Origin of the sequence: Rhodococcus sp. NPDC058532, assembly GCF_042719255.1 — a bacterium.
Classification (GTDB): Bacteria; Actinomycetota; Actinomycetes; order Mycobacteriales; family Mycobacteriaceae; genus Rhodococcus_G.
This window is the reverse complement of the sequence record NZ_JBHXNU010000006.1, coordinates 125,789-149,942: the sequence shown is the minus strand read 5'-3', so window position 1 is coordinate 149,942 and position 24,154 is coordinate 125,789. Positions and strand designations below refer to the sequence as shown.

The window sequence follows — 24,154 nt, the reverse complement described above, 5'->3', positions numbered from 1 at the left end:
CAGGACGGAAATCTCAGGTGGACTTCACTTTCGGTAGTGAACAGCAGGCGGTGGCCGAGGTGGCCGCCGCGGTGCTGGAGACAGCCGCGAGCGCCGAGGCGCTCGCGGCGATGGACCGTGGCGCCCCGGTGTGGGACACCACGCTGTGGCGTCGGCTGGCGGACGAGGGCGTGCTGTCGCTGCCGCTGCCGGAATCGCTCGGCGGCGACGACCTCGGCATCGCCGAGATCGGCGTGCTGCTCGGGCAGGTCGGGCGCAAGGCCGCTCAGGTGCCGGTGCTCGAGACCCTCGGCTTCGGTGTGCTGCCGCTGCTCGCGCTCGGCGGCGACCCGCAGCGGTTCCTCGCTGGCGTCGCGGGCGGCGGGATCCTCACCGCGGCGCTCGCCGAACCGGGTGCCCCGCTGCCCGCGGTCCCCGCCACCACGGCGACCGCCGACGGCGACGGCTTCGTGGTCACCGGTCGCAAGGTCGGTGTCCGCTACGCGGAGCAGGCCGCCTACGTGCTGGTGCCGACCTCCGCCGGTGTCGCCGTCGTCGCCCCCGACGCCGACGGGGTCACCCTGACCCGCACCTTCACCGCCTCGCTCGCCCCCGAGTACACGATGGCGCTCGACGGGGTGCGGATCGACGCCGGCGCCCTGCTCACCGGCGCCCCGGTCGAGGCGCTGTACCGGATCGCGCTCGCCGCGGTCGCCGCGCAGGCGGCGGGCCTCGGCACCGGGATGACCAACCTCACCGCGAAGTACGTGAGCGGTCGGGAACAGTTCGGCAAGCCGATCGCGGTCTTCCAGGCCGTCTCGCAGCAGCTCGCCGACTCTTACGTCACCGCCCGCACCCTCGAACTGGCCGCGACCTCGGCCTGCTGGCGGCTCGCCGAGGGACTCGACGCCACCGAGGACACCGCGGTCGCCGCCTACTGGCTCGCGGAGCAGCTGCCGGTGTCGATGCAGCAGTGCAGCCACCTGCACGGCGGCATGGGCGCCGATGTCACCTACCCGGCGCACCTGTTCTACGAGCAGACCAAGGACCTGGCCCGCCTCGTCGGCGGTCCCTCGTCCCGACTGACCATTCTTGGCGCGCTCAGCGCCCGCGACCTCGGTGTGGAGGCAGCATGCTCATCGATCTGACCCCCGAGCAGCGCAAGCTCCAGGCGGAGCTGCGCAAGTACTTCGCCGACCTGATCTCGCCCGACGAGGCCGAGGCGATGCTCACCGACCGGCACGGACCGGAGTACCACGAGGTCATCCGCCGGATGGGCCGCGACGGCTGGCTCGGTGTCGGCTGGCCGACGGAGTTCGGCGGCAAGGGTTTCGGTGAGATCGAGCAGCAGATCTTCACCAATGAGGCGGTTCGCGCGGACGTGCCGTTGCCGTCGGTGACGCTGCAGACCGTCGGCCCGACGCTGCAGGTGTACGGCACCGAGGAGCAGAAGGCGAAGTTCCTGCCCGGCATCCTTTCCGGCGAAGTGCATTTCGCGATCGGCTACACCGAGGCCGAGGCGGGCACCGACCTGGCGTCGCTGCGCACCACCGCGGTCCGCGACGGCGACGACTACATCGTCAACGGGCAGAAATACTTCACCACCGGCGGCCACGCCGCCGACTACATCTGGCTCGCGGTGCGGACCGGCAGCACCGAGGACCGGCACCGCGGCATCTCCATCCTGATCGTCGACACCACCGATCCCGGCTTCTCCTCCACCCCGGTGATCACCGCCGACGGCGCGCACCACGTCAACGCCACCTACTACGAGAACGTCCGCGTCCCAGCGTCGATGCTGGTCGGCGAGGAAAACAAGGGCTGGCGCCTGATCACCACCCAGCTCAACCACGAGCGTGTCATGCTCGGCCCGTGCGGCCGCGTCGGCGGACTCTACGACCACGTCAGCGAGTGGGCCGGGCGTCCCGGACCGGACGGCAACCCGCTGCTGACCCAGCCCGACGTGCAGCGCGCGCTCGGCGAGATCCGCGCGATCTACCGGCTCAATGAGCTGCTCAACTGGCAGGTGGCCTCGCAGACCGGGGCGCTCAACATGTCGGACGCGTCGGCGACGAAGGTGTTCGCGACCGAGCAGATCCAGCGGATGGGCAGGCTCGCCGAGGAGATCGTCGGACGCTGGGGCGACCCGGCGGACCCGGAGACCGGGCACCTGCTGCGGTGGCTGGACGCGCAGACCAAGCGCAACCTGGTGATCACCTTCGGCGGTGGCGTCAATGAGGTCATGCGTGACCTCATCTCCACCGGCGGCCTCGGCCTGCCGAAGGTGGCGCGGCGATGACCGACATCGACATTCTCGCTGCCGCGCAGCAGGTTCGGGACGCCGGCGGCAGCGCGCCGCGGCGTGGCCGGGACCCGATCAACCAGCCGATGGTGAACAACTGGGTCGAGGCGATCGGTGACCGCAACCCGATCTACGTCGACGCGGACGCCGCGAAGGCCGCCGGGCACGACGGCATCGTCGCCCCGCCCGCGATGGCGCAGGTGTGGACCATGCGCGGGCTCGGCGCGGTGCGCGAGGCCGACGACCCGCTCGGCCGGATGACCGACATCCTCAACGAGGCCGGGTTCACCTCGGTTGTCGCCACCAACTGCAACCAGACGTACCACCGGTACCTGGCCCCGGGCGACGAGGTCACCATCGAGTCGGTCCTCGAAGACGTTGTGGGACCGAAGAAGACCGGGCTGGGGGAGGGCTGGTTCTTCACCACCCGCAACTTCTGGCGGGACGCCGACGGCGAGGTCGTCGCGGAGATGGAGTTCCGGATCCTCAAGTTCCGGCCGCCCACCGCGGAGCCCGCCGCGGCCGAGCAGCCTGCCGCGGCCCGCGCGGCCAGCGGCGACGCCGTCGACGACCTCGACGGCGCCCGGCTGATGCGTCCGCAGGCCTCGCGCGACACCCAGTTCTTCTGGGACGGCGTCGCCGCCCACGAGCTGCGCCTGCAGCAGCGGCCGGACGGGTCGCTGCAGCATCCGCCGGTGCCGGCGCTCTGGAAGCCGAAGGGCGAGACCACCGACTACGTCGTCGCCTCCGGCCGCGGCACCGTCTTCAGCTACGTCGTGCACCGGGCACCGCAGGTTCCGGGCAGGCAGCTGCCGTTCGTGATCGCGCTGATCGAACTCGAGGAGGGGGTGCGGATGCTCGGCGAGCTGCGCGGCGTCGACCCCGAGGCCGTGGAGATCGGGCAGCCGGTGACCGTCGATTTCCTCGACTTCCCTGCCGACCCGGACAACGAGAAGCGGGGTCCCTGGACCCTGTACGCCTGGCGACCCGTTGAGGAGCAGCGATGACCACGACCGTGCAGGTACCCCCGGCGCAGCCGCCGGTCGTCGCGGTCGGCGACGCGCTGCCGTCGCTCGCGATCGAGGGCACGCCCACGTTCATCACGGCCACCGCGCTGGCGACCCGGGACTTCGAGGACGTGCACCACGACCGGGACCGCGCCCAGCAGCGCGGCTCGAAGGACATCTTCGTCAACATCCTCACCGACACCGGCCTGGTGCAGCGGTACGTCACCGACTGGGCGGGCCAGAAGGCCGTCGTCCGGTCCATCTCGCTGCGCCTCGGTGTGCCCTGGTACGCCTACGACACCCTCACCCTCACCGGCACGGTCGAGTCGATCGACGACGGCCTGGTGACCGTCGCGGTCACCGGCACCGACTCGCTCGGCAAGCACATCACGGCCACGGTCACGCTGGTCATGGACGGTTCGGACGCGAAGGGGGCGGGCGCATGAGCGGTCTGTCAGGGCAGGCGGCGATCGCCGGCATCGGCGCCACCGACTTTTCCAAGGACTCCGGCCGCAGCGAACTGCGCCTGGCCGCGGAGGCGGTGAACGCCGCCCTCGCCGACGCCGGTCTGACCGCCGCCGACGTCGACGGTCTGGTGTCGTTCACGATGGACACCAACATCGAGATCGCGGTCGCCCGCGCGCTCGACATCCCGGAGTTGAAGTTCTTCTCCCGCATCCACTACGGCGGCGGCGCCGCGTGCGCGACGATCCAGCAGGCGGCCCTCGCCGTCTCGTCGGGTGTCGCGGACGTGGTGGTGGCGTACCGGGCGTTCAACGAGCGGTCCGGGCATCGGTTCGGCCAGGTCGACACCGGCCTGGTCAACCGCGTCGACTCGTCCGGGGCGGACTACGCGTTCTCGTACCCGCACGGGCTGAGCACCCCGGCGGGCACGGTCGCGATGATGGCCCGCCGGTACATGCACCAGTACGGCGCCACCAGTGAGGATTTCGGCCGGATCGCGGTCGCCGACCGCAAGCACGCGGCGACCAACCCGAACGCCTTCTTCTACGGCAAGCCGATCACCCTCGAGGACCACCAGAACTCGCGGTTCATCGCCGAGCCGCTGCACCTGCTGGACTGCTGCCAGGAGTCCGACGGCGGCATCGCGATCGTGGTGGTGTCCGCGGAGCGCGCCAAGGACCTCAAGCAGAAGCCGGTGTCCATCGCGGCCGCGGCGCAGGGCAGCGCCAAGGACCAGTACACGATGATGAGCTACTACCGGCCCGACCTGGCCTGCATCCCGGAGATGGAACTGGTAGGCAACCAGCTGTGGCAGCAGTCGGGTCTGCGTCCGCAGGACATGGACATGGCGGTGCTGTACGACCACTTCACCCCGTACGTGCTGATGCAGCTCGAGGATCTCGGGTTCTGCGGGCGCGGCGAGGCGAAGGACTTCGTCCGGCAGCCCGGCGCCCTTGAGGTCGGCGGCGCGCTGCCGCTGAACACGCACGGCGGCCAGCTCGGCGAGGCGTACATCCACGGCATGAACGGCATCGCCGAGGGCGTCCGCCAGATCCGCGGCAGCTCCGTCAACCAGGTGCCCGGAGCCGAGAAGGTGCTGGTCACCGCCGGCACCGGCGTCCCCACCTCGGGACTCGTGCTCACCGCATAGGCGCTGCGCGCCCGTGAGTCCTTTTGGCCCCCCTGCGGGCCGAAAGGACTCACGGGGCGGCGGAGCCGACCGCGGCACGAGTTCGCCGGGCAGGTACCCGGTGCGGCCGCAGATACGGCTCGACCCGCCATCGTCAGTGCGTCGCCAGCGCGATCCGGCGACGCGCCTCCACGGTTTCGGGGCGCTCCTCGCCGGGCAGGTCAACGCGGACGTGGTCGAGTCGCCCGGTGAACACGAACCGGCCGACGATGTCGGCGCACACCGGGCTGCCGCGGTTGACGCCGATGTCGAGCTGCTCGTTCATGCTGAAGATCGCGCGGGTGGTTTCCGCGATCCGCTCCCGACCCACCTCGACACCGTCCACCGACAGAATCGCCGTGCCGCCCCTGCCGATTCCGCCGCCGTCGTAGACAAATTCGAGACGCACCTCGCGGGTGCCGCCGGTCAGTTCCACATCCGGACGGACGAAGGTCATGCCACCGCCGCTGAAGTTGTAGCAGAACACCGGCTTCGAGTCGGCGACATACAGTGCCAGCCCGCCGAAACGTCCGCCGAGACTGGCCAGCACGCCCTCGCATGGTCGGCCGCCGGTCGTGAGCGCGGCGGTGATCACGTAGGAGCGGTTGAACATCGGCGGCGCGGCCTTCTCGACCAGACCGTTCATGTGCGGGTACAGCGTGATGCTCGTCCGACCGCGCAGCGGATGCGGCGGACGGTCCCGCGGCGCCGCGTTTCTCGTCACGGTGCGGTCGTCGAGGGGGAGCACCTGGTACCGCGCGGCCTCGACGAGGAACTTCTCCTTGAGCTCCTCAAGTTTCTCCGGGTGCTCGGCCGCCAGGTCCCGGGCCTGCGACCAGTCGACGGTGGTGTCGTACAACTCCCACCGGTCCTCCTCGAAGGCGGGCAGGGTCAGCCCGCGCGTCGCCATCAGCCACGGCGCGCGGTGCAGCGTCACCGCCGTCCAGCCGTGGTCGTAGATGCCGCGGTTGCCGTAGATTTCGAAGTACTGGGTGGTGTGCCGGTCCGGGGCGGCGGCGTCGGTGAACGTGTAGTTCATCGCGACCCCCTCCATCGGCTGCTGCGGCACGCCGTCGACCGTGTCCGGGGCGGGGACCCCGACCGCCGCGAGGATGGTCGGGGTGATGTCCACGCAGTGATGCCACTGGTGTCGCAGCCCGCCGGTGTCGGTGATGCCCTTGGGCCAGTGCGCGATTAGACCGTTGCGGGTGCCGCCGTAGTGCGAGGCCGCCTGCTTGGTCCATTGGTACGGGGTGTCGAGGGCCATCGCCCAGGATGCCGGGTAGTGCGGGTAGCTGGTCGGGGTGCCCAGCTCGTCGAACCGCTCAAGCACCTCGGCGGTGGTCTGCTTGTACCCGTTGAGTCCGGCGAGGTAGTTGAACGAGCCCTCCATGCCGCCCTCCGCGGAGGCGCCGTTGTCGCCGAGCATGTACAGCACCAGCGTGTCGTCGAGCATGCCGAGCTGCTGCAACCGGTCGACGAGCCTGCCGACCTGGTCGTCGGTGTGCTCGAGGAAGGCGGCGTACAGCTCCATCAGCCGGGCCGAGACGGTCTTCTGGTCCTCGTCCAGTTCGTCCCAGTGCGGCAGGTCGGGCGCCCACGGCGCGAGTTCGGTCTCCGGCGGGACCACACCGAGCCGTTTCTGCCGTTCCAGGGTGATCTCCCGCTGCCGGTCCCAGCCGTGGTCGAACTCGCCCCGGTACTTGTCGAGGTAGCGATCGGGTACCTGCAGCGGTGCGTGGCAGGCGCCGAACGGCAGGTAGCAGAACCACGGCTTGTCCGGGTCCATCGCGGACACCGACTCGATCCACTCCATGGCGCGGTCCGTGAGATCCTCCGACATGTGGTAGCCCTCGGCGGGCGTGGCGGGGGGATCGACGATGGTGAAGTCCCGGTACAGGACCGGGGAGAACTGGTCCGACTCGGCGCCGAGGAAGCCGTAGAAGCGGTCGAATCCCTCACGGGTGGGCCACCGGTCGAACGGACCGGCCTCGCTGATCTCCCAGGTGGGCGTCTGGTGCATCTTGCCGAACGCGCCCGTCGCGTAACCGTTGCCCTGCAGGATCCGGGCCACCGTCGCCGCCGAGTCGGGTCGCGTTCCGTTGTAACCCGGTGCGGCCGTCGCCTGTTCGGCGATGACGCCGAATCCGACGCTGTGATGGTTGCGTCCGGTCAGGGTCGCCGCGCGGGTCGGCGAGCACAGTGCCGTGGTGTGGAAGCGGGTGTACTTGACCCCGTCGGCGGCCAGCCGGTCGGCGGTCGGGGTGCGGCACGGACCGCCGAACGCCGACGCGGCGCCGAACCCGACGTCGTCGAGCATCACCAGCAGGACGTTGGGCGCACCCGCGGGCGGCCGCACCGGCTGCGGCCGGACGAACGGCTCCTCCTGGTCGCGGTAGTCGACGGCGGCCGCGGGCTGGTGCCGTTGTCCGACAACGGGAATCGAGTGGCGGTTCATGAGGTCCTCCGAAAGAGAGTGTGCGAGTGTGTCACTGGGTGGCCATGCCCAGTTCGCGGAAATGCTCGATCATCATCGGGAAGGCGTCCGGGGCCAGCGTGCCGGGAACGTAGGTGACGCCCGTGATCCGCCCGCTGTAGCGGAAGGTGCCGTACTTGCTGGCCAGCTCCCAGGACACCGGGGAGCGGCGGGCCACGCCGACGTTGATCCCGTTGTAGGGCACCAGCCAAGACAGCTGAATGAACTCGTCGGACCGCGACACCACCTCGTCGTCGATGCGGATCTGCACCGACCAGCGGGCCTTGCCCGGTGCGGTGACCGCGACGGTGATGCGGCTGCACCGCCGCGGCAACGGCACCGGCGGCGCCTCGATCATCCGGCTGAACGCGTTCTCCACGAAGTGCAGGTACCCGTCCTCGACGTACAGGACGTAGCCGCCCTCCTGTCCGCCATGTGAGACGAGGACCCCGCTGTCGGCCAGGGTGAACGCGTTGAGGTCCACCACGATCTCGAACGAGCGGCCGTCGATCAGGTGGCCGGACCGGAACCGTTCGAGGGTGGGTGTGCAGGGCAGCAGGGTCACCGGCCGGGTGAACCGCTGCTCGTGCGGCGGACGCTGGAACCAGTGCAGCGGGGTGCCGTCCGCCATCGGCAGCACCTGGTTCTCCCCGGCGGCCTCCTCCCATGCCCGTACCAGCTCCGCCACCCGCTCCGGGTGCTCGGCGGCCAGGTCTCGGCACTGGGTGCGGTCGTCGGACAGATCGAACAGCTCCCAGCGGTCGTCCCGGAACGGGGTCAGCGGGGTGCGGACCGAGACTGCCTCCCAGCCTTCGCGCAGGTAAGCGCGCTCGCCGAAGGACTCGTAGTACTGCTCGTGGTGGTCGGACGGATGGTCGGCCGAGCGTAGTGTCGGAACCAGACTCACCCCGTCGAGGTCGCGGCCGCGGCGGCCGTGCCGTTCGACGGTGACCGGAAGTCCGATCAGGTCCATCAGGGTCGGCACCACGTCGGTCACGTGCGCGTACTGGTGCCGGATCTCGCCGCCCACCCCGTCCAGGCCGCGCGGCCAGGAGATCAGGAACGGCACCTGGTGCCCGCCGCGGAAGGTGCTGAACTTGTGCCTGCGGAAGGGGGTGTTCGAGGTGGTGGCCCAGCCAACCGGGATGGCGGGCCAGGAGGTGGGCCCGCCGATCTCGTCGATCCGGGCCAGCTCGACGGGCAGCCGCTCGGCGACCGTGCGCTTGGCGGAGCGGTCCAGGTTGCCGAGGTGATTGAACACCCCGATGTCGGTGCCGCCGTCGCCTGCCGCGCCGTTGTCGCTGAGGAACACGAAGACCGTGTTGTCCAGCTGGCCGAGGCGGCCAAGGACCTCACGGATCCGGCCGACGCTCTCGTCGATGGAGGTGACCATCGCGGCGTAGACCTCCATGTACCGGGCGGCCAGTCGCTGGCCGTCCGGGCCGAGGTCCGCCCAGGCGGGCACGTCGGGTCCGGTGGGGTCGTCCAGGGGCGCCAGGTCGGCCGACCGGGGAATCAAGCCCAACTCCTGCTGACGGGTGAACCGGCGATGCCGGATGGCGTCCCAGCCCTCCTCGTACGCCCCGCGGAAGGACTCGATGTACGAGTCCTTGGCGTGCAGCGGGGTGTGCACCGCGCCGTGCGCGTAGTACAGCAGGAACGGCTTGTCCGGATCGGATGCCACACTGTCGCAGATCATTTCGGTGGCGCGTCGGGTCAGGTCGTCGGTGAGGTAGTAGCCAGCGGGGTACTCGTCGACGTGCAGCGGGTTGTTGCCCTCGTACAGCTGGTGTGGGTGGTGGAAGTTGGTCTGCGCCTCCAGGAATCCGTAGAACTGGTCGAATCCGCGTTGCAGGGGCCAGGAGTGACGGTCCCCTGCCGCGTTGAGGTCGCTCTCCTTGCACAGGTGCCATTTGCCGACCATCAGGGTGCTGTACCCGTTGCCCCGCAGCATTTCCGCGAGGGTCGGCTGGTCGGCGGGCAGCTCGCCCGCGTAGCCGGGGAACCCGGGATCGGTGTTGCAGACGGCGCCGACGCCGACGGCATGCGCGTTGCATCCGGTCAGCAGCGCGGCCCGGGTTGGCGAACACATCGAGGTGACGTGAAAGTCCGACATTCGGATGCCCTCGTCGGCGACGGCGTCGAGGTGCGGGGTGGGGATCTCCGACCCGAACGGGGCGATGTCGGAATAGCCCATGTCGTCGACGATCATGACGACGACGTTCGGCGCGTCGGTAGGCGCCTGCGTCCGCGGCGGCCACCACGGCTGTGATGTCGACAGGCTGGTCGTGATCCGGCCAGGAAACTCGGTGTTCTCTGCGGTCATGGGGTGCTCTCTGTACGGGTCGGGGCGGGCGCATTGGATACGCCCGCCCCGGGAGGAATGATGAAGGCGTGTGCTACTTCTCGAGGTAGGCGCCGTCGAAGAACATGACCGCGTTCAGGGTCGGGACGACGCCCTTGACGGTCGGGCTGACAGCCACGAACTCCTCGACCGCGCCGTAGCTGACGATCGGCTGGTGCTCGTTGAGGATCGTCTGGACCTCGCCCATGATCTGCTTCTGCTCGTCGAGGCTGGTGGCAGCCTTGAGCTTGGCCACCGTCGCGTCGAGCTCGGGATTGCCGAAGCCGGTCATGTTGGTCGAGCCGCCGGTACCCAGGAAATTCGCCAGTGCCGCGTACGGCTGTGAATCCCGCAGCACCATTCCGCCGGTACCCACCTCGAAGTCGCCCTGGAAGGTCTGGGCGGTGACCTGGGCGACGGGGACGTTGCTGATCGTGACGTCGAAGCCGACCGCGTCGAGCAGCGCCTTAAGGACGATGCCCTGCTCGGTGCCCTCCGGGGTGGACGCCATCAGCATCTTCAGGCCTCCGTCCCAACCCTTCTCGGCCTTGACCTCGGCCACCAGCTTCTTGGCCTGCTCCGGGTCGTACTGGGGGCCTGCGGTGCCGTCGAACAGGGTCGACTTCTCGCTGAGCAGCGCAGAGCCGGGATCCCCGGTGCCGCCATTGATGCGCTGGTCGACCAGTGCCGGGTCGATCGCCGCTGCGATGGCCCTGCGCACGCGGACGTCGGTGGTGATGCCGGTGTATCCGCCGTTGCCGTTGTTGAGGACGAGGATCTTGCCGGAGTTGGCCAGTTCCGAGTAGCCCTTGGTGCCGTCCTGCTTGGCCTTCGCGATGATCGGCGCCTCGCGCAGGAACGCGGCCTGCAGCTCGCCGGTGGTGAGCGCGTCGTAGGTGGCCTGGGCGCCGGGCACCATCACGAACCGCAGGGCCGCGCAGACCGGGCCGCCGTAGTAGTTGGGGTTCGGCTCAAGCAGCAGCTCCTCGCCGGGGGCGTTGCGCTTGACGGTGTAGGCGCCTGCGCCTGCGCCGACCGGGTTCAGTGCGTACTGGTCCGCAGGCATCGACTGGTAGACGGCGGGATTGACCACCTCACCGGCGGGGCCGGCGAGGACGTAGGGGAAGGTGGTCCACGGACCGTCCAGGGTGAACTTCACGGTGGTGGGGTCGACGACCTCGATGCCGGTGATCGACTGGACGTCCTGCAGTGCGCTCGAGCGCAGGGCGGGGTCCTTATGCAGTTCGACGCTGAACTTCACGGCCTCGGCGGTGACTGGGTCGCCGTTGCTGAACTTGACGTTCGGCCGCAGCTTGAGGGTCCACACCGTGCTGGTCTCGTCGGCGGTCATCGACTCGGCCATCTTCGGGGTGTAGTCGTTGGTGGCCGGATCCCAGCGCATCAGCCGGTCGAAGACCGCGGCGGACTGGCCGCCGCCGCGCGCCCCGAAGCCGCCCTGGCCGGGCGCGAAGCTGGGGAGCATGAAGTACTCGCCCATCGAGATGGTGCCGCCGACCCGTTCGGCGGTGCACCGCTGACCGTTGTCGACGGGGGTGGCGTCGCCGCCGGTGCCGGAGGCGGTGGTCGAGCCGCCGCCCGAGCCGCACCCGGCCAGCAGCAGGGCCGCGGCAACGGCCGCGGTGGTGGTCTTGGTGATCGACTTCATCAGTTCTCCAACAGGGGGTGGTGGCAGGCGGCGTAGTGCCCGGGCTGCACCTCGCGCAGTTCCGGTTCGACAGCGGCGCACTGGTCGGTGGCCAAGGGGCAACGGGTGCGGAATCGGCAACCCGAGGGGGGATCGAGGGGGGAGGGCAGCTCCGCGTCGACCTTGCGGACGGGCGTCACCGCCTCGTCGTCGAGAGTCGGGATCGACGACAGCAACAGCTGGGTGTAGGGGTGGGCGGGCCGGTCGTAGAGGTCGAGCGTCGGCGCGATCTCGCACAGTTTGCCGAGGTACATCACCGCGACCCGGTCGCTGATGTTGCGTACCACCCCGAGGTCGTGGGAGATGAACAACATGGTCAGGCCATAGCGGTCCTTCATATCCTCGAGCAGGTTGAGGATCTGTGCCTGCACCGAGACATCGAGGGCGGAGACCGGCTCGTCGCACACGAGCAACTCCGGCTCGAGCACCAGGGCGCGGGCGATGGCGATGCGCTGGCACTGTCCTCCGGAGAACTCCGACGCACGCCGGGTGCGGGCCCTGGCGGGGTCAAGGCCGACGGCCTCGAGGACGCCGTCGACGACCGTGGTGACCTCCTCCTTGGACATCTCGGGTCGTTGGATCCGCAGGCCCTCGGCCACGATGTCGCCGACCCTGCGCCTGGGGTTCAGCGAGGAGATCGGGTCCTGGAACACCATCTGCACGTGCCGGCGCTGCTCCTTGAGCGCGTCCCCGCTCAGCGTGCAGAGATCGATGTCCCGCAGTCGGACCGAACCCGACGTCGGCGCGGGCAGCTGCAGCACGCCGCGCCCGAGGCTGGACTTGCCGCAACCGGATTCGCCGACCAGGCCGAGGGTCTCGCCGCGCACGAGGTCGAGGCTGATGCCGGAGACGGCCCGCACGGTGCCCTTCGCGGTGGGGTACTCGACGACCACTCGGTCGAGCGTGACCATGGCGTCCTCGCGCAGGTGCGCGGTGCCGGTGCCTGCCATCAGTGCGCTCCGATCAGTTCGGTGGTGGACGAGTCGGGGTGGGATGGGCCGAGGGGGAAGTGGCACGCGGCGGGATGCTCACGCCGGTCGTCGAGGTGCAGCAGGGGCTCCTCGGTGCGGCAGCGGTCCCGGACATATCCGCAACGCGGCGCGAACCGGCACCCCGGCTCGAGGTGCAGCAGGTCCGGGGGCCGCCCGTCGATGGCCTGCAGTCGGGTATGCGGGGGCAGATCGGTGCGGGGTATCGACGCGAGCAGCGCCTCGGTGTAGGGGTGCCGGGCCTGTCCGCGCAGACCGGTCGTCGCGGCGGTCTCGATCAGTCGGCCGGCGTACATCACCCCGATCCGGTCGGTGTACCGAGAGACGACACCGAGGTCGTGGCTGACCAGGATCATCGCCATCTGTCGCTCCATCTGGATGGACTGCAGCAGTTCGAGGATCTCGTACTGCACGGTGACGTCCAGCGCTGTCGTCGGCTCGTCGGCGATCAGCAGGGTGGGATCGCAGGCCAGCGCGATCGCGATCCCGATGCGCTGGCGCATGCCGCCGGACAGCTGGTGGGGGTACTCGTCGAGCCGGCTGGCCGCGGAGGGGATGCGGACCAGATCCAACAGTTCGAGCGCCCGGGCCCGGGCTTGCTTCCGGCCGAGGCCGAGGTGGAATCGCAGTGGGTCGGTGATCTGGCTGCCGATGGTGCGCACTGGGTTCAGCGAGGTCAGCGGGTCCTGGAAGATCATCGCGATCTCGGTGCCCCAGAAGTGCCGGGCCTGCTTGCGGTCGAGGCGGGTGACGTCCTTGCCGTCGAAGAGGATCCGGCTGTCCGGGTGCACCGTGGCCGCGGATGGCGCGATGCCCATGATCGACCGCACCAGCATCGACTTGCCCGAACCGGACTCGCCGACGATGCCGAGGCTCTGACCGCGATCGAGGGTCAGGTCGACGTCCGCGACGGCGGTCAGGGGACCGCCGGGGGTGGCGAGGGTGGTGCGCAGCTTGGTCACGGACAGCAACGGTGTGGGGTCGGACATCGAGTTCTCCTCGTTGCTACTGACGGATTTCACTCGGTGGGACGGCCGGGTGCGGCGCCTCGATATCGGAGATAAGAATCACTCTTAATCGGACGATGTGGTGAGTGTCACCGAACAATTGGGGGGTTGTCAAGGAAACTCCCACTCTGTTTAATGCACTGCATTGACGCGTCGTCGCGTCGACTTCTCCCGGAAGGGGTCCCTACCCTTGCTTCGCTACACGCTGGGCAAACTCGCCCATGTCGCGGTCGTGGTGGCGCTGGTCTCCACACTGACCTTCCTGATCCTCGAGTTCACCCCGGGTGACCCCGCTGCCGCGGTCGTGGGACCCAACGGCACGGCCGAGCAGTACGAGGCCGTGCGGGCCGAACTTGCCCTCGACGCGCCGGTTGCGGAGCGGTTCTTCGGCTGGGCGGGGTCGGCGCTCACCGGTGACCTTGGCACCTCGCTGCTGCCGCCGCGTCAGGACGTCACCGACATCATCATGTCCAAGCTGCCGGTGACCCTGGAACTGGCGCTGGTGGCGATCGTGCTGTCGCTCGCGATCGCCGTGCCGGTCGGGATCTGGTCCGCCTATCGTGCGGGCCGGACCTTCGACAGGGTGTCCTCGGCCGCGTCCTTCGCGTTGATCTCGACCCCCAGCTTCCTCGCCGGTCTGCTGCTGATCTACCTGTTCGTCTTCAACCACTCACTCGCCCAACAGATCATCATCGGTATCGGTGTCCTGATCGGTGCGGCCGTTGCGCTCGGGCCGATTCTCCGGCGCGGTGTTGGCGGCGCGCTCGGCGCCCGCTGGGGGCGGTCGTTGCTGGCAGGCATGGGTGTCGCCGCGGTGTTGTGCGTGATCGGGTACCTGCTGCCCGAGTTCCCGCGGCAGGGCTTCTCCCGGCTGACCGACCCGGCTGGCCTTGGGGAGAACCTGCGGACGGTCTTCCTGCCCGCGCTGACCCTGGCGTTGACCGAGATCGCGATCTTCACCCGGGTGCTGCGCACCGACATGATCTCCACGCTGCAGCAGGATTTCGTGCTCTCGGCCAAGGCTAAGGGCATGCCAGCCGGGCACGTCCTGGTCAAGGAGGCGTTGCGCCCGTCGACCGTCTCCCTGATCACCATCGCCGGCGTCAGCCTCGGGCGGCTGATCGGCGGCACCGTCGTGGTCGAGACCATGTTCAACCTCCCCGGCATGGGGACGATGATCGTCGAAGCCGTTCAGCTCAAGAACTTTCCCGTCGTCCAGGGTGGCGTGCTCGTCATCGCCATCGTCTACGTGCTGATCAATGCGCTCGTGGACATCGCATACGCCGCCATCGACCCGAGGATCCGCCGTGCCTGACACCCTGACCCCCGAATCCGTCCGGACCGCCCGCCCCGCCACCCCCGCAGTCGAGAGCAAACCCACGCCGCGCGTGACGCGCAGGCTCGACCTGGGCACCGCCTTGGCCCTGGCCTGGCTTGCCGTGGTCGCCCTGGCCGCCGTGGTCGCGGACTGGCTTCCGCTCAGCGAGTCCCGCGACCCATCGAAGACCCTGCTCACCCCGTCGATGCAGCCGCCGAACCTGTTGTCCGCCAACCCGCTCGGCACCGACAAGCAGGGTCTCGACCTGCTCGGCGGGCTGATCTACGGGGCCCGGGTCTCGCTGATCGTTGGCCTCGGCGGAGTGATCTGCGGGGTGTTGGTCGGCGGGGCGATCGGGATCGTCGCCGGCTACTATCGCGGCCGCACGGACACCCTGGTCTCGGTGCTCAGCGACACGATGCTGGCGTTCCCGCCGCTGATCCTGCTGATGGCCCTGGTGACGATCCTCGAGCCCAACGTCCGCAACGTCGCGATCGCGCTCGGCATCATGGTGGTGCCCACCTACATCCGGCTGGTGCGGGCCAACACCATGAGCCTGCGTTCTCGCGAGTTCGTCACCGCGGCCCGATCTCTCGGGGCGAGTAACCGCAGGATCATGGTCCGGGAGATCGCACCGAACCTGGTCCTGCCGGTGCTTTCGTACAGCTTCATGGTGGTCGCGGTGCTGATCGTCGCGGAGGCCTCGCTCAGCTACCTCGGGTTGAGCATTCCCCGTCCCGAGCCGACGTGGGGAAACATGATCGCCGCAGGCCAGAGCGAGTTCCAGGACAACCCGTACCTGGTGCTGGTCCCCGGTGCCGCGCTCTTCCTGACGGTGTTCTCGCTCAACCGGATCGGGGAAACCGCGCGAAAGTTGTGGGATCCGACCGCGAGCAAGCTCTAGCCCGAGGAGCTACGCTCTGAACGATCTGTTAAGACACTGATTTAGCGGGGTGTAACAATGGTGTCGAACCAAGTTAGTGCCAAGGATGTCATGATCGAGGTCGCCGAACGCATGTTCGCCGAACGCGGTCTGGACGGGGTATCCATGCGGGATATCGCCTCGGCGGCCGGGCAGAAGAACAACTCGGCCGTGCAATATCACTTCGGTGGCCGGGACGGGCTCATCTTTGAGGTGTTCCGCCGCCGGATGGCGACCGTCAACGCCGCTCGCGAGCAGTTCATCGCCACTATCGACGCCGAGGGCCGGGGCAAGGACGTGCGCGCCCTCGTCGAGGCGGTGGTGGTTCCCCTTGCGGACTACATCGCCGAACGCGGTGTCGATTCCTACTATGCCCAGTTCCTGGTTCGGGTGTCGCCGGCCATCGACTTCGACGAACCCGACATGGCCGGCATCTCCGCGGGCAGCAGGGAGGTCTCCCGACGCCTGATGGGCGTCCTCGGCCACCTGCCGCGCCGGGTGGCGGTGGCTCGGGTGGACCTGATGCTCAACATGGCGGTCTCCGCGCTCGCGACCTTCGAGCAACGCCATGCGAGCGGAAACATCGTGGTGCACACGAGTTTCGAGGACACCGTGCACCACGTGATCGACATGTCAGTGGGGGCGCTGGGCGCTCCCTGTTCGGACACGGATTGAGTCGGCGACGCCCGGCGCCCAACATCTACGGAGGAAACTTGTCAACTCTGACCACGTCGCGGACGGTGGAGATCGGTGGGCACTCCATCGAGTTCGGTCCACGCGGAATGCGGTTGAACGCGGACGGTGTCGAATCGATGCCGTACGAGCGATTCGAGGTTCGGCCGGTGACGCCGTTCATCGGGGCGGAGATCCATGGGGTGGATCTGCGGGACCCGAGTGCGGAGGTGATCGACGACCTGCGCCGGGCACTGCTCGAGTGGAAGGTGATCTTCTTCCGCGATCAGGACATCAGCAGTGTGCAGCATCGCGACTTCGCCCGGAACTGGGGTGAATTGGAGGTACACCCGCTGCTCCCGCAGGGCGAGGTGCCCTCGGTGGTCCGGTTCGAGCGCGGCGAGGACAGTCCGGGCACCGAGAACATCTGGCACGTCGACGTGACGTGGCAGCAGCGTCCACCGCTCGGATCCGTGCTCCGTGCCATCGACGTGCCCCCGGCAGGTGGCGACACGCTCTGGGTGGACATGGGTAACGCCTACGACTGCCTGTCCGACGAGGTCAAGGCTCGGATCGACGGCCTCGAGGCCGTGCACGACTTCATGCCCTCGTTCGGTCGCTCGATGTCCCCGGAGAAGCAGGCCCAGATGCAGGAGCTGTACCCGCCGGTGCGGCACCCGATGGTGCGGACCCACCCGGAGACCGGCCGCAAGACGCTGTTCGTGAACAGCCTGTTCACCACCCACATCCCCGACCTCGACCCGAAGGAAGGGGAAGCGCTGCTGCGGCACCTCTTCGATCAGGCCAAGGTCCCGGACTTTCAGTGCCGGTTCCGCTGGCAACCGAATTCCATTGCCTTCTGGGATAACCGGGCCACCCAGCACTACGCGGCCAGCGACTACTTCCCGCACCGGAGGGTGATGGAGCGGGTGGCGATTCTCGGCGATGTCCCGCGCTGACCTCCTGGACACGGAGCGGGTAGCGGGTACCGGACCCGCGGGCAGCGGGCGGTGGCGACCGCGCGCACTACGGGACGGCGACGATCCGGATCCGCGGTTCACCCTCGCCAACGAGCGCACCTTCCTTGCCTGGATGCGGACGGCGATGGGGTTGATCGCCGGCGCGGTGGGATTCGAGGCGTTTGGCGCCGAGATCGTCCGGCCTGCGGTGCAACTGGTGCTCGTGTTGGGCATGCTTGCGGGAGCAGCCGTGATCGCCGGCTTCGCGTTCGTTCGCTGGCTCGGTGTCGAGCGCGCGATGCGGATGGGGCGGAGCCTGCCGGTCCCGTCCCTGGGTGCGCTGGTGGCTGTGCTGGTGGGCGGGGTCGCGCTGGCACTGCTCGCGGTCCTGACGATCGGGTGAACGTCGGCGTGCGCGTTGACCCCGGTCTGCAGCCGGAACGGACGACGCTGTCCTGGGTACGGTCGGCGTCCGCTCTCGCCGCACTGGGCGCGATCTATCTCCGATGTGTGCCCGCGGCGGGCGGTGCGACGGCGGCGGTCGGCGTCGCGATGCTGGTGGGTGCGGGGGCGCTGCTTGCCTCCGCACCCCGGCGACACCGGCGGGTGTGTGGCGAGTTCGCGAGGGGGCGCGTACGGGCGGAGTTGGGGGGAAACGTCCTCCTGCTCGTGATCGTGCTCGTCGCGGCAGGCGCGGGCGCGGTCACGATCGGCTACGGAACAGCGTGAGACACCGCGTGCTGTTGTGCGTCGTTGCGCCTTCGGGTGATCACCCACCCGACCAGCGCCGCGACCGGGAACATGACCACGCCGTACACCGCCGCCGGGACCGCGATGCGGGTGCTGTCGAGGAGGCTGATGGCGATCGTGATCGCCAGGGTGCTGTTGTGGATCCCGATCTCCATGGCGCAGGCAATGGACTGCCGATCGGAGACGCGCAGCGCCCGCGGGACGAGGTACCCGATGGCCAGGCTCGCCAGGCAGAAGATCAACACGACCAGCCCGACGTCCGCGAGGTAGCCGCCGACGTTCTCCCGTTCGGCGGCGACGGTGCCGACGATGACCAGCGCCAACACCACGGCCGACCCGATCCGCACCGGACGATCCATCCGGTCCGCGAACACGGGACGGATCCGGCGCACCCACACGCCGAGCGCGACCGGCACCAGCACGATCGCGAAGATCTGCACCACCTTGGCGAACTGCAGCCCCAGTTCGCCGCCCTCGGACGGCTCGAAGTAGCCGATCGCGAGGTTGGTGACGAGCGGCAGCGTGACCACCGCGATCACGGAGTTGACCGCGGTGAGCGTGACGTTGAGCGCGACGTCGCCGCGGAACAGGTGCGAGAACAGGTTCGCCGTCGTCCCGCCCGGTGACGCGGCGAGCAACATCATGCCGACCGCGAGAAGCGGGGACAGGCCGAACGCGAGTACCAGCCCGAACGCGATCGCCGGGAGCACCAGCAGCTGGCAGACCAGCGCGATCGCGACCGCCCGCGGATGCCGGGCGACGCGGGCGAAGTCGGCGACCGTGAGCGACAGGCCGAGCCCGAACATGATGATCGCCAGCGCGATCGGAAGGGCGGTCGTGGCGAGCGCGGAATCCATGGAGCCCCATCGAGGTCGGCGGCGGGCGGGTGCTCACGATATCGACCGCCGGTCCCCATCCGTGGAGGAACAGGACAATTCGGGGCATGGTGGACGGTGGCCCGCCCGCCGGGGTACCGGTGGTCGGGATTGCCATGCGCCGAACGCGGCCCGCGCGGTAGTGATGACGTGCACCCGACTACGAGGAGGACAACGACATGGGCGAGTTCGACGGCAAGGTCGCACTGATCACGGGCGGCGCCAGGGGGCAGGGCCGCGCGCACGCGGTCGCGTTCGCCGAGCAGGGTGCCGACGTGGTGATTTGCGACCGCTGCGAGGACAGCGACGTGGTCTTCTACCCGCTCGCCACCGAGGCGGACCTCGCCGAGACCGCGCGCCTGGTCGAGGCCGCCGGCCGGCGTTGCATCGCGGTCAAGGCCGACACCGCGGATCGGGCCGCGATGGACGCCCTCGTCGCGCGCGCCGAGGCCGAGTTCGGCAGCGTCGACATCGCGGTCGCGAATGCGGGCGTTTCGGTGGCCGCACCGGTCCAGTCGATGACCTCGGCGCAGTGGAACGAGGCGATCGCCAGCAACCTGACCGGTGTCTTCAACACCATCGGCGCGGTGGCGCCGGGCATGATCTCCCGCGGGTATGGCCGGATCGTGACGATCTCGTCGATGCTCGGCCGCGCAGGCAACACCAACATGGCGGCGTACTCCGCATCGAAGTGGGGTGTGATCGGCCTGACCAAGAGTTCGGCGCTCGACCTCGCCCAGGACGGCATCACCGTCAACGCGATCTCCCCTGGCAACATCTCGACGCCGATGATTCACAACGCCGCCCTGTACTCGATGATGCGCCCCGACCTCGAGTCCCCGACCCGCGACGACGTCGCCCCGGTGTTCGAGTCGCTGCACGCGCAGCCGGTGCCGTGGCTCGACCCGACCGAGATCACCCGCGCGGTCCTGTTCTTCGCGGCGGAGGCCAGCGCCCACATCAGCGGCACCGTGCTGCCCATCGACGCAGGCAACGCCGCGCGCGTGACCGGGTGACGGTCGGCGTCGCGGCGCCCGACGTCTCGACCGGTGCGGCGCGCCAACGCCTGATCGTCGCGGTGCTGAGCCTGACCGGCGTGGTCGTCGCGCTCCAGCAGACGCTGGTGGTGCCGATCCTCCCTGCGTTCAGCACGGCGCTGGACGTGTCGCACACCACGACATCCTGGTTGGTGACCGCGACGCTGCTGACCGGGGCGGTGGCCACACCCCTGATCGGCAGGCTCGCCGACCTGACCGGCAAGCGGAAGATGATGCTGCTGTGCCTGGTCGTGATGGTCGGCGGGTCGGTGGTCGCGGCGCTCGGGCAGAGCTTTCCGATGGTGGTGGCCGGTCGGGTGATGCAGGGATTCGCGATCGCGCTGCTGCCGGTCGGGATCGGTCTGTTGCGCGATGTGCTCGAGCCCGCCCGCCTCGGCGGTGCGGTCGCGCTGATGAGCGGCACCCTCGGGATCGGCGGCATGATCGGCATGCCGATGGCCGGTGTCATCTACGCGCACCTCGGCTGGCAGGCGCTGTTCTGGGTCTCCGGCGGTGTCGGTGTGCTGCTGGCGATCCTGTTGCCGCTCACCGTCCCCGAGTCGACGGTCCGGGCGAGGGGGCGATTCGACATCGCCGGCGCGGTGCTGCTGACCACCGGGCTGACGGCCCTGCTGCTCGCCATCTCGAAGGGCGGGCAGTGGGGCTGGGGTGCCCCGGTCACGGTGGGATGCGTGGTGGGCGGCGCGCTGACCCTGACGGTGTGGGTATGGCTCGAACTGCGCATCCCGGACCCGCTGGTCGACCTGCGGACCTCGTTGCTGCCTCCGGTACTCATCTCCAATGTGTGTGCGGTCCTGCTTGGTTTCGCGATGTTCCTCAGCGCGTACACGGCGACGCAGGAATTGCAGGCCCCCGTCGAATCCGGTTATGGCCCCGGGCTGTCCGAGGCGGCGGCCGGGCTGGCGATGATGCCGGGCGGGCTGCTGATGGTGGTGCTGGCCCCGCTGTCGGCGCGGATGACGAGGCGCCGCGGCGCCCGAGTCACCCTGGTCGTCGGGGCGATCGTCATCGCGGCGGGCTACCTCCTGCGGGCGGTGCTCGGGCCGTCGGTCGCGAACGTGACCGTTAGCGCCGCCATGATCTCCGGCGGGGTGGCGTTGACGCTGGCGGCGATGCCGGTGTTGATCACCGACGCGGTCCCGGTGGACCAGACCGCGACCGCGAACGCCGTCAACGGGCTGCTCCGATCCCTCGGCACCTCGTCGGCGGCCGCGGTCGGAGCGGCGGTACTCGCCGCGTCCACCCTCACCGTCTCGGGGGTGACGGTACCGACGCTGGGGGCCTTCACCGCCATGTACTGGATCGGTGCCGCGGTGTCGGTGGCGGCGGTCCTCGTCGCGCTGCTTCCGCTGCGGGGACGCTGACCGGCCGAAGGCCCGGTGCCGCAGCGGCACCGGGCCTTCGCCCGGGGAGCGTGGATCAGGGCAGCAGCTGGTCCATGAACGAATTGCTGTACACCTTGTGCGGGTCGAACTCGTTGAACACCTGCACGGCGGTGTCCCAGTTGTCGGATGCGGGAAGGCCGTCGCGGTAGCTCTTCGGCAGCGCGCCGCTGATGATGCCGCCGTCGGTGTACGGCTTGTCCGGGCCGAACGCCCAGCCCTTCGACCACTCGGGACGGAAGGTGTAGTCGGCGCCCGTGTAGTGCGAGCGCATCCACTGCTCCATCTCGCGGTAGAACGCGAACATGCCGGGGGTGCCGGGCACGCCGAGCACGTTCAGCCAGATCGCGGTGTCCCATTCGGGGCGGTCCGGGCGCGGCCGCATCGCGGAGATCGTCGGCGCGCCTGCCGAGTCGACGAGCACGTCCGCGGCCTCGTCGAGACCGCAGCAGCGAATCTCGACCGGGCCGTTGAGCGGGAATTCGCCCTTGCCGCGGTAGTACTCGATCCGCTCGTTGAACCAGTGCGTGAAGTCGTGGATCACCTGACCGATGTTCGCCCGGCTGGTGATGACGGCGCCGCCGCCCTCGGTCAGCCGCAGCGTGGTCGCCTTGATGTAGAACTGGACGTCCTTCGACCAGCCCCAGATGTCGGTCGAGTTGGTGGCGGCCAGTCCCGCGACGGTGACCCCGTACATCGCGGGGCCGAAGAGCGGCGCGATGCCCGGCACGCCCGCGTTCATCTGACCGATCATGTCGGTGATCGGTTCGGGCAGGTTGTCGGAGAACGGGTAGTTGTAGGGTCCGGTGACCTCGCGGGACCCGGCGGGCTTGTCCGGGGCCACCGTCCACACCTTCAGCCACGGCTTGTCGGTGAACGGGTACCAGATGGCCTCGACGCCGCCGTCGGACTTGACGAAACTCTCGAAGGTGCGACCGTCCGCGCCCTTGGCGCCGAACATTTCCTCCCACCCGATGTCGGTGATGCTCCGGCAGCGCATCCGGAAGTTCGGCCCGGCCTGCATCGTCACCGACGTGATGAAGGTGCGCCCGAGTCCGGCCAGCAGCGGCTTGATCTTGGGATCGCTGCGGGAGAACGTGCGTTCCGCGTACTCGGTGCCGTTCCACACCACCGCGGTCAGTTCGGTGACGAGGTTCGACAGCGACCCGTAGGTGTGACCCTTCATCGCGCTCTGCCCGTCCGCGGGCAGGGCGGCGCCGTGCGCATCCACCGCGAGGCAGCCCGCGATGGTCAGCACACCCGGCGCGGGCAGGTTCGCCCAGCCGAGCCCCTTGTCCTGCAGCGCGCTGGTGATGGCGCCGAGGGTGGCGCCCGGTCCCGCGGTGACGGTGGCCGGGCTGCCCGCGTTGACCGCGATGCTCGCCAGGTGCGTGGTGGTGTCGGCGAGGATCACCTTGTCGACGTTGGCACCGTTCTCCACGGTGAGCGGGGTCCAGCCGTGCATCGCCCCGCGGGGACGGATGGTGTAGCCGTTCTTGTGCGCCCAGTTGGTCAGTCGGACAACGTCACCGGCGTTGCGGGGGAACGCGGTCCAGGTGGCGTCCAGCATGATCTCCTTGGACCAGTTCTGGTACGCCTGCTGGGCGAGTTCGATGTCGGTCGGGAAGTCCGGCGGCGCGGGCAGCGTTGCGCCGCCAGCGGACCCGGACCCGGAGCCGAGCGATCCGGTGTCGAGGGGGAGGGCGTAGACCGGGGTCCACCCGCCCATCGCGGTGACCGCGAGGGCACCCGCGCCCGCGGTGAGGAAGCCGCGCCGGGAGAACCCGGTGGCGTTGTCCGATTTCGGCATGCAAGTACTCCAGTCGTAACGAGGGGGGTGAGACCGAGCGAGGGCGCGCGTCCCGACAGCGCCGACCCGGAAGTTTAGGCGAGCGTAAGAACCACGTCTGCCAAAGCGGGCGAATTCTCGCGCGCCGGAACGGAAGCCGAGATCAGCAGCCGGTCCCGTTCCGCCCAGATTCGCACCAGCAGGGTCTCCCCGGGGTAGACCACACCGGCGAACCGGGCCTTGTAGCCCTTCACCCTCGACGCGTCGGCGGCCAGCGCGGTGTCCACCGCGGCCTTGCAGACGATGCCGTAGGTGCACAGCCCGTGCAGGATCGGGGCGGGGAACCCTGCACCGGTGGCGAAGTCGGGATCCGAGTGCAGCGGGTTACGGTCCCCGCACATCCGGTACAGCAGCGCCTGCTGCGGCAGGGTGGCGATCTCGACCTCGTGGTCCGGCGCGCGATCCGGAAGGGCGACCGCCTCGGACGGTCCGCGCTCACCGCCGAATCCACCCTCGCCGCGGGCGAAGATGGACGACCGGGCGGTCCACAGCGGGTTGCCGTCGGGATCGGTGGTGACCGATTCCTGCACGATCACCGCGGCCTTGCCCTTGTCCCAGACCTCGGCGATCCGGGTCGTGGTGCGGCCCTTGCCGGATGCCGGGATCGGCTGGTGCACGGTGACTTCCTGGCTGCCGTGCACGACCTTGGCGAGGTCGATCTCGACGCCGGGGAAGGAGACCTTCGGGGCCTCGGTGGCGTGGATGTTCGCGACGACGGTGGCGAAGGTCGGCAGCACCTGCGGGGCGGCGTCGTCGAGGTAGCGCAGTTCGGCGGCGTCGAGCGGACGCACGCCCGCACCGACACCGAGGTGGTAGAGCTGGACGTCCGAGGCGGTCCAGGTGAAGTCCTGGGCCGGAAGTTCGGCGCCGATCGCGATCGAGGGGTCGATGGGCACGAATGGATCCTGTTCTGTCGTGGGTAGCGGT

General features: G+C 69.3%; 20 protein-coding genes and 1 pseudogene. 13 read left to right on the top strand and 8 right to left on the bottom strand.

All coding sequences use genetic code 11. The features are described from left to right. The first annotated feature begins 17 nt into the window (after window positions 1-17). Genes ACFWQG_RS09845 through ACFWQG_RS09825 form a run of 5 tightly spaced genes read left to right on the top strand, consistent with a single transcriptional unit; the run spans window position 18 to window position 4,903 of the window. The gene (locus ACFWQG_RS09845; RefSeq protein ID WP_378507425.1) at window positions 18-1,127 is read left to right on the top strand and encodes an acyl-CoA dehydrogenase family protein; all 1,110 of its coding nucleotides are present in this window, start codon (window positions 18-20) and stop codon (window positions 1,125-1,127) included. Further along, entirely contained in the window at window positions 1,112-2,278 is a 1,167-nt protein-coding gene (locus ACFWQG_RS09840; protein WP_378507424.1) for an acyl-CoA dehydrogenase family protein, read from the top strand. Before ACFWQG_RS09845 ends, ACFWQG_RS09840 begins: the two co-directional genes overlap by 16 nt. Next, complete coding sequence (locus ACFWQG_RS09835; protein WP_378507423.1) at window positions 2,275-3,288, top strand: bifunctional MaoC family dehydratase N-terminal/OB-fold nucleic acid binding domain-containing protein; 1,014 nt, start codon at window positions 2,275-2,277, stop codon at window positions 3,286-3,288. The genes ACFWQG_RS09840 and ACFWQG_RS09835 overlap by 4 nt, the downstream gene beginning before the upstream one ends. Continuing rightward, window positions 3,285-3,734, top strand: coding sequence for a MaoC family dehydratase (locus ACFWQG_RS09830; RefSeq protein WP_378507422.1), 450 nt, complete (start codon window positions 3,285-3,287; stop codon window positions 3,732-3,734). The genes ACFWQG_RS09835 and ACFWQG_RS09830 overlap by 4 nt, the downstream gene beginning before the upstream one ends. Continuing rightward, window positions 3,731-4,903, top strand: coding sequence for a lipid-transfer protein (locus ACFWQG_RS09825; protein ID WP_378507421.1), 1,173 nt, complete (start codon window positions 3,731-3,733; stop codon window positions 4,901-4,903). Before ACFWQG_RS09830 ends, ACFWQG_RS09825 begins: the two co-directional genes overlap by 4 nt. Window positions 4,904-5,036: 133 nt before the next feature. Here ACFWQG_RS09825 and ACFWQG_RS09820 read toward each other — a convergent pair whose 3' ends face one another. The 5 genes from ACFWQG_RS09820 to ACFWQG_RS09800 all read right to left on the bottom strand — a co-directional run bounded on the left by ACFWQG_RS09820 (window position 5,037) and on the right by ACFWQG_RS09800 (window position 13,424). Then, complete coding sequence (locus ACFWQG_RS09820; RefSeq protein WP_378507420.1) at window positions 5,037-7,379, bottom strand: arylsulfatase; 2,343 nt, start codon at window positions 7,377-7,379, stop codon at window positions 5,037-5,039. A 31-nt stretch (window positions 7,380-7,410) separates the two neighbouring features. Beyond that, a complete protein-coding gene (locus ACFWQG_RS09815) occupies window positions 7,411-9,723 on the bottom strand; it encodes an arylsulfatase (RefSeq protein ID WP_378507419.1) in 2,313 nt (770 codons plus the stop codon). A 73-nt stretch (window positions 9,724-9,796) separates the two neighbouring features. Then, window positions 9,797-11,407, bottom strand: a complete 1,611-nt coding sequence (locus ACFWQG_RS09810; protein WP_378507418.1) for an ABC transporter substrate-binding protein — start codon at window positions 11,405-11,407, stop codon at window positions 9,797-9,799. Continuing rightward, window positions 11,407-12,396, bottom strand: coding sequence for an ABC transporter ATP-binding protein (locus tag ACFWQG_RS09805; protein ID WP_378507417.1), 990 nt, complete (start codon window positions 12,394-12,396; stop codon window positions 11,407-11,409). The genes ACFWQG_RS09810 and ACFWQG_RS09805 overlap by 1 nt, the downstream gene beginning before the upstream one ends. Then, the gene (locus tag ACFWQG_RS09800; RefSeq protein WP_378507416.1) at window positions 12,396-13,424 is read right to left on the bottom strand and encodes an ABC transporter ATP-binding protein; all 1,029 of its coding nucleotides are present in this window, start codon (window positions 13,422-13,424) and stop codon (window positions 12,396-12,398) included. The genes ACFWQG_RS09805 and ACFWQG_RS09800 overlap by 1 nt, the downstream gene beginning before the upstream one ends. Before the next feature lie 208 nt (window positions 13,425-13,632). Between ACFWQG_RS09800 and ACFWQG_RS09795 the strand changes: the two genes are divergently transcribed. From ACFWQG_RS09795 to ACFWQG_RS09770, 6 genes are all read left to right on the top strand, one after another. Beyond that, window positions 13,633-14,757 carry an ABC transporter permease gene (locus ACFWQG_RS09795; RefSeq protein WP_378507415.1) on the top strand — a complete coding sequence of 375 codons (1,125 nt, stop codon included), beginning with the start codon at window positions 13,633-13,635 and terminating at the stop codon, window positions 14,755-14,757. Then, the gene (locus tag ACFWQG_RS09790; protein WP_378507414.1) at window positions 14,750-15,664 is read left to right on the top strand and encodes an ABC transporter permease; all 915 of its coding nucleotides are present in this window, start codon (window positions 14,750-14,752) and stop codon (window positions 15,662-15,664) included. The genes ACFWQG_RS09795 and ACFWQG_RS09790 overlap by 8 nt, the downstream gene beginning before the upstream one ends. A 90-nt stretch (window positions 15,665-15,754) precedes the next feature. Further along, window positions 15,755-16,357, top strand: coding sequence for a TetR/AcrR family transcriptional regulator (locus tag ACFWQG_RS09785; protein WP_378507413.1), 603 nt, complete (start codon window positions 15,755-15,757; stop codon window positions 16,355-16,357). A 38-nt stretch (window positions 16,358-16,395) separates the two neighbouring features. Next, window positions 16,396-17,313 carry a TauD/TfdA dioxygenase family protein gene (locus ACFWQG_RS09780; protein ID WP_378507412.1) on the top strand — a complete coding sequence of 306 codons (918 nt, stop codon included), beginning with the start codon at window positions 16,396-16,398 and terminating at the stop codon, window positions 17,311-17,313. Then, on the top strand, window positions 17,300-17,716 hold the full coding sequence (locus ACFWQG_RS09775; RefSeq protein WP_378507411.1) for a YidH family protein: 417 nt from the start codon (window positions 17,300-17,302) through the stop codon (window positions 17,714-17,716). The genes ACFWQG_RS09780 and ACFWQG_RS09775 overlap by 14 nt, the downstream gene beginning before the upstream one ends. Window positions 17,717-17,724: 8 nt before the next feature. Continuing rightward, the gene (locus tag ACFWQG_RS09770; protein ID WP_378507410.1) at window positions 17,725-18,042 is read left to right on the top strand and encodes a DUF202 domain-containing protein; all 318 of its coding nucleotides are present in this window, start codon (window positions 17,725-17,727) and stop codon (window positions 18,040-18,042) included. On the opposite strand, the pseudogene ACFWQG_RS09765 reads toward ACFWQG_RS09770, so the two are convergent. After that, window positions 18,027-18,923, bottom strand: a pseudogene (locus ACFWQG_RS09765) (bile acid:sodium symporter family protein); the annotation flags it as partial. The gene ACFWQG_RS09770 and the pseudogene ACFWQG_RS09765 sit on opposite strands and share 16 nt — an antisense overlap. 194 nt (window positions 18,924-19,117) lie before the next feature. Between ACFWQG_RS09765 and ACFWQG_RS09760 the strand changes: the two are divergent. Then, on the top strand, window positions 19,118-19,954 hold the full coding sequence (locus ACFWQG_RS09760; protein WP_378507409.1) for a mycofactocin-coupled SDR family oxidoreductase: 837 nt from the start codon (window positions 19,118-19,120) through the stop codon (window positions 19,952-19,954). Next, complete coding sequence (locus ACFWQG_RS09755; RefSeq protein ID WP_378507408.1) at window positions 19,951-21,360, top strand: MFS transporter; 1,410 nt, start codon at window positions 19,951-19,953, stop codon at window positions 21,358-21,360. The genes ACFWQG_RS09760 and ACFWQG_RS09755 overlap by 4 nt, the downstream gene beginning before the upstream one ends. 55 nt (window positions 21,361-21,415) lie before the next feature. Here ACFWQG_RS09755 and ACFWQG_RS09750 read toward each other — a convergent pair whose 3' ends face one another. Then, window positions 21,416-23,188 (bottom strand): cholesterol oxidase substrate-binding domain-containing protein, encoded by a 1,773-nt coding sequence (locus ACFWQG_RS09750; RefSeq protein ID WP_378507407.1) that lies wholly within the window; start codon window positions 23,186-23,188, stop codon window positions 21,416-21,418. A 74-nt stretch (window positions 23,189-23,262) separates the two neighbouring features. Next, complete coding sequence (locus ACFWQG_RS09745) at window positions 23,263-24,123, bottom strand: MaoC/PaaZ C-terminal domain-containing protein (protein ID WP_378507406.1); 861 nt, start codon at window positions 24,121-24,123, stop codon at window positions 23,263-23,265. Between the last annotated feature and the right edge of the window lie 31 nt (window positions 24,124-24,154).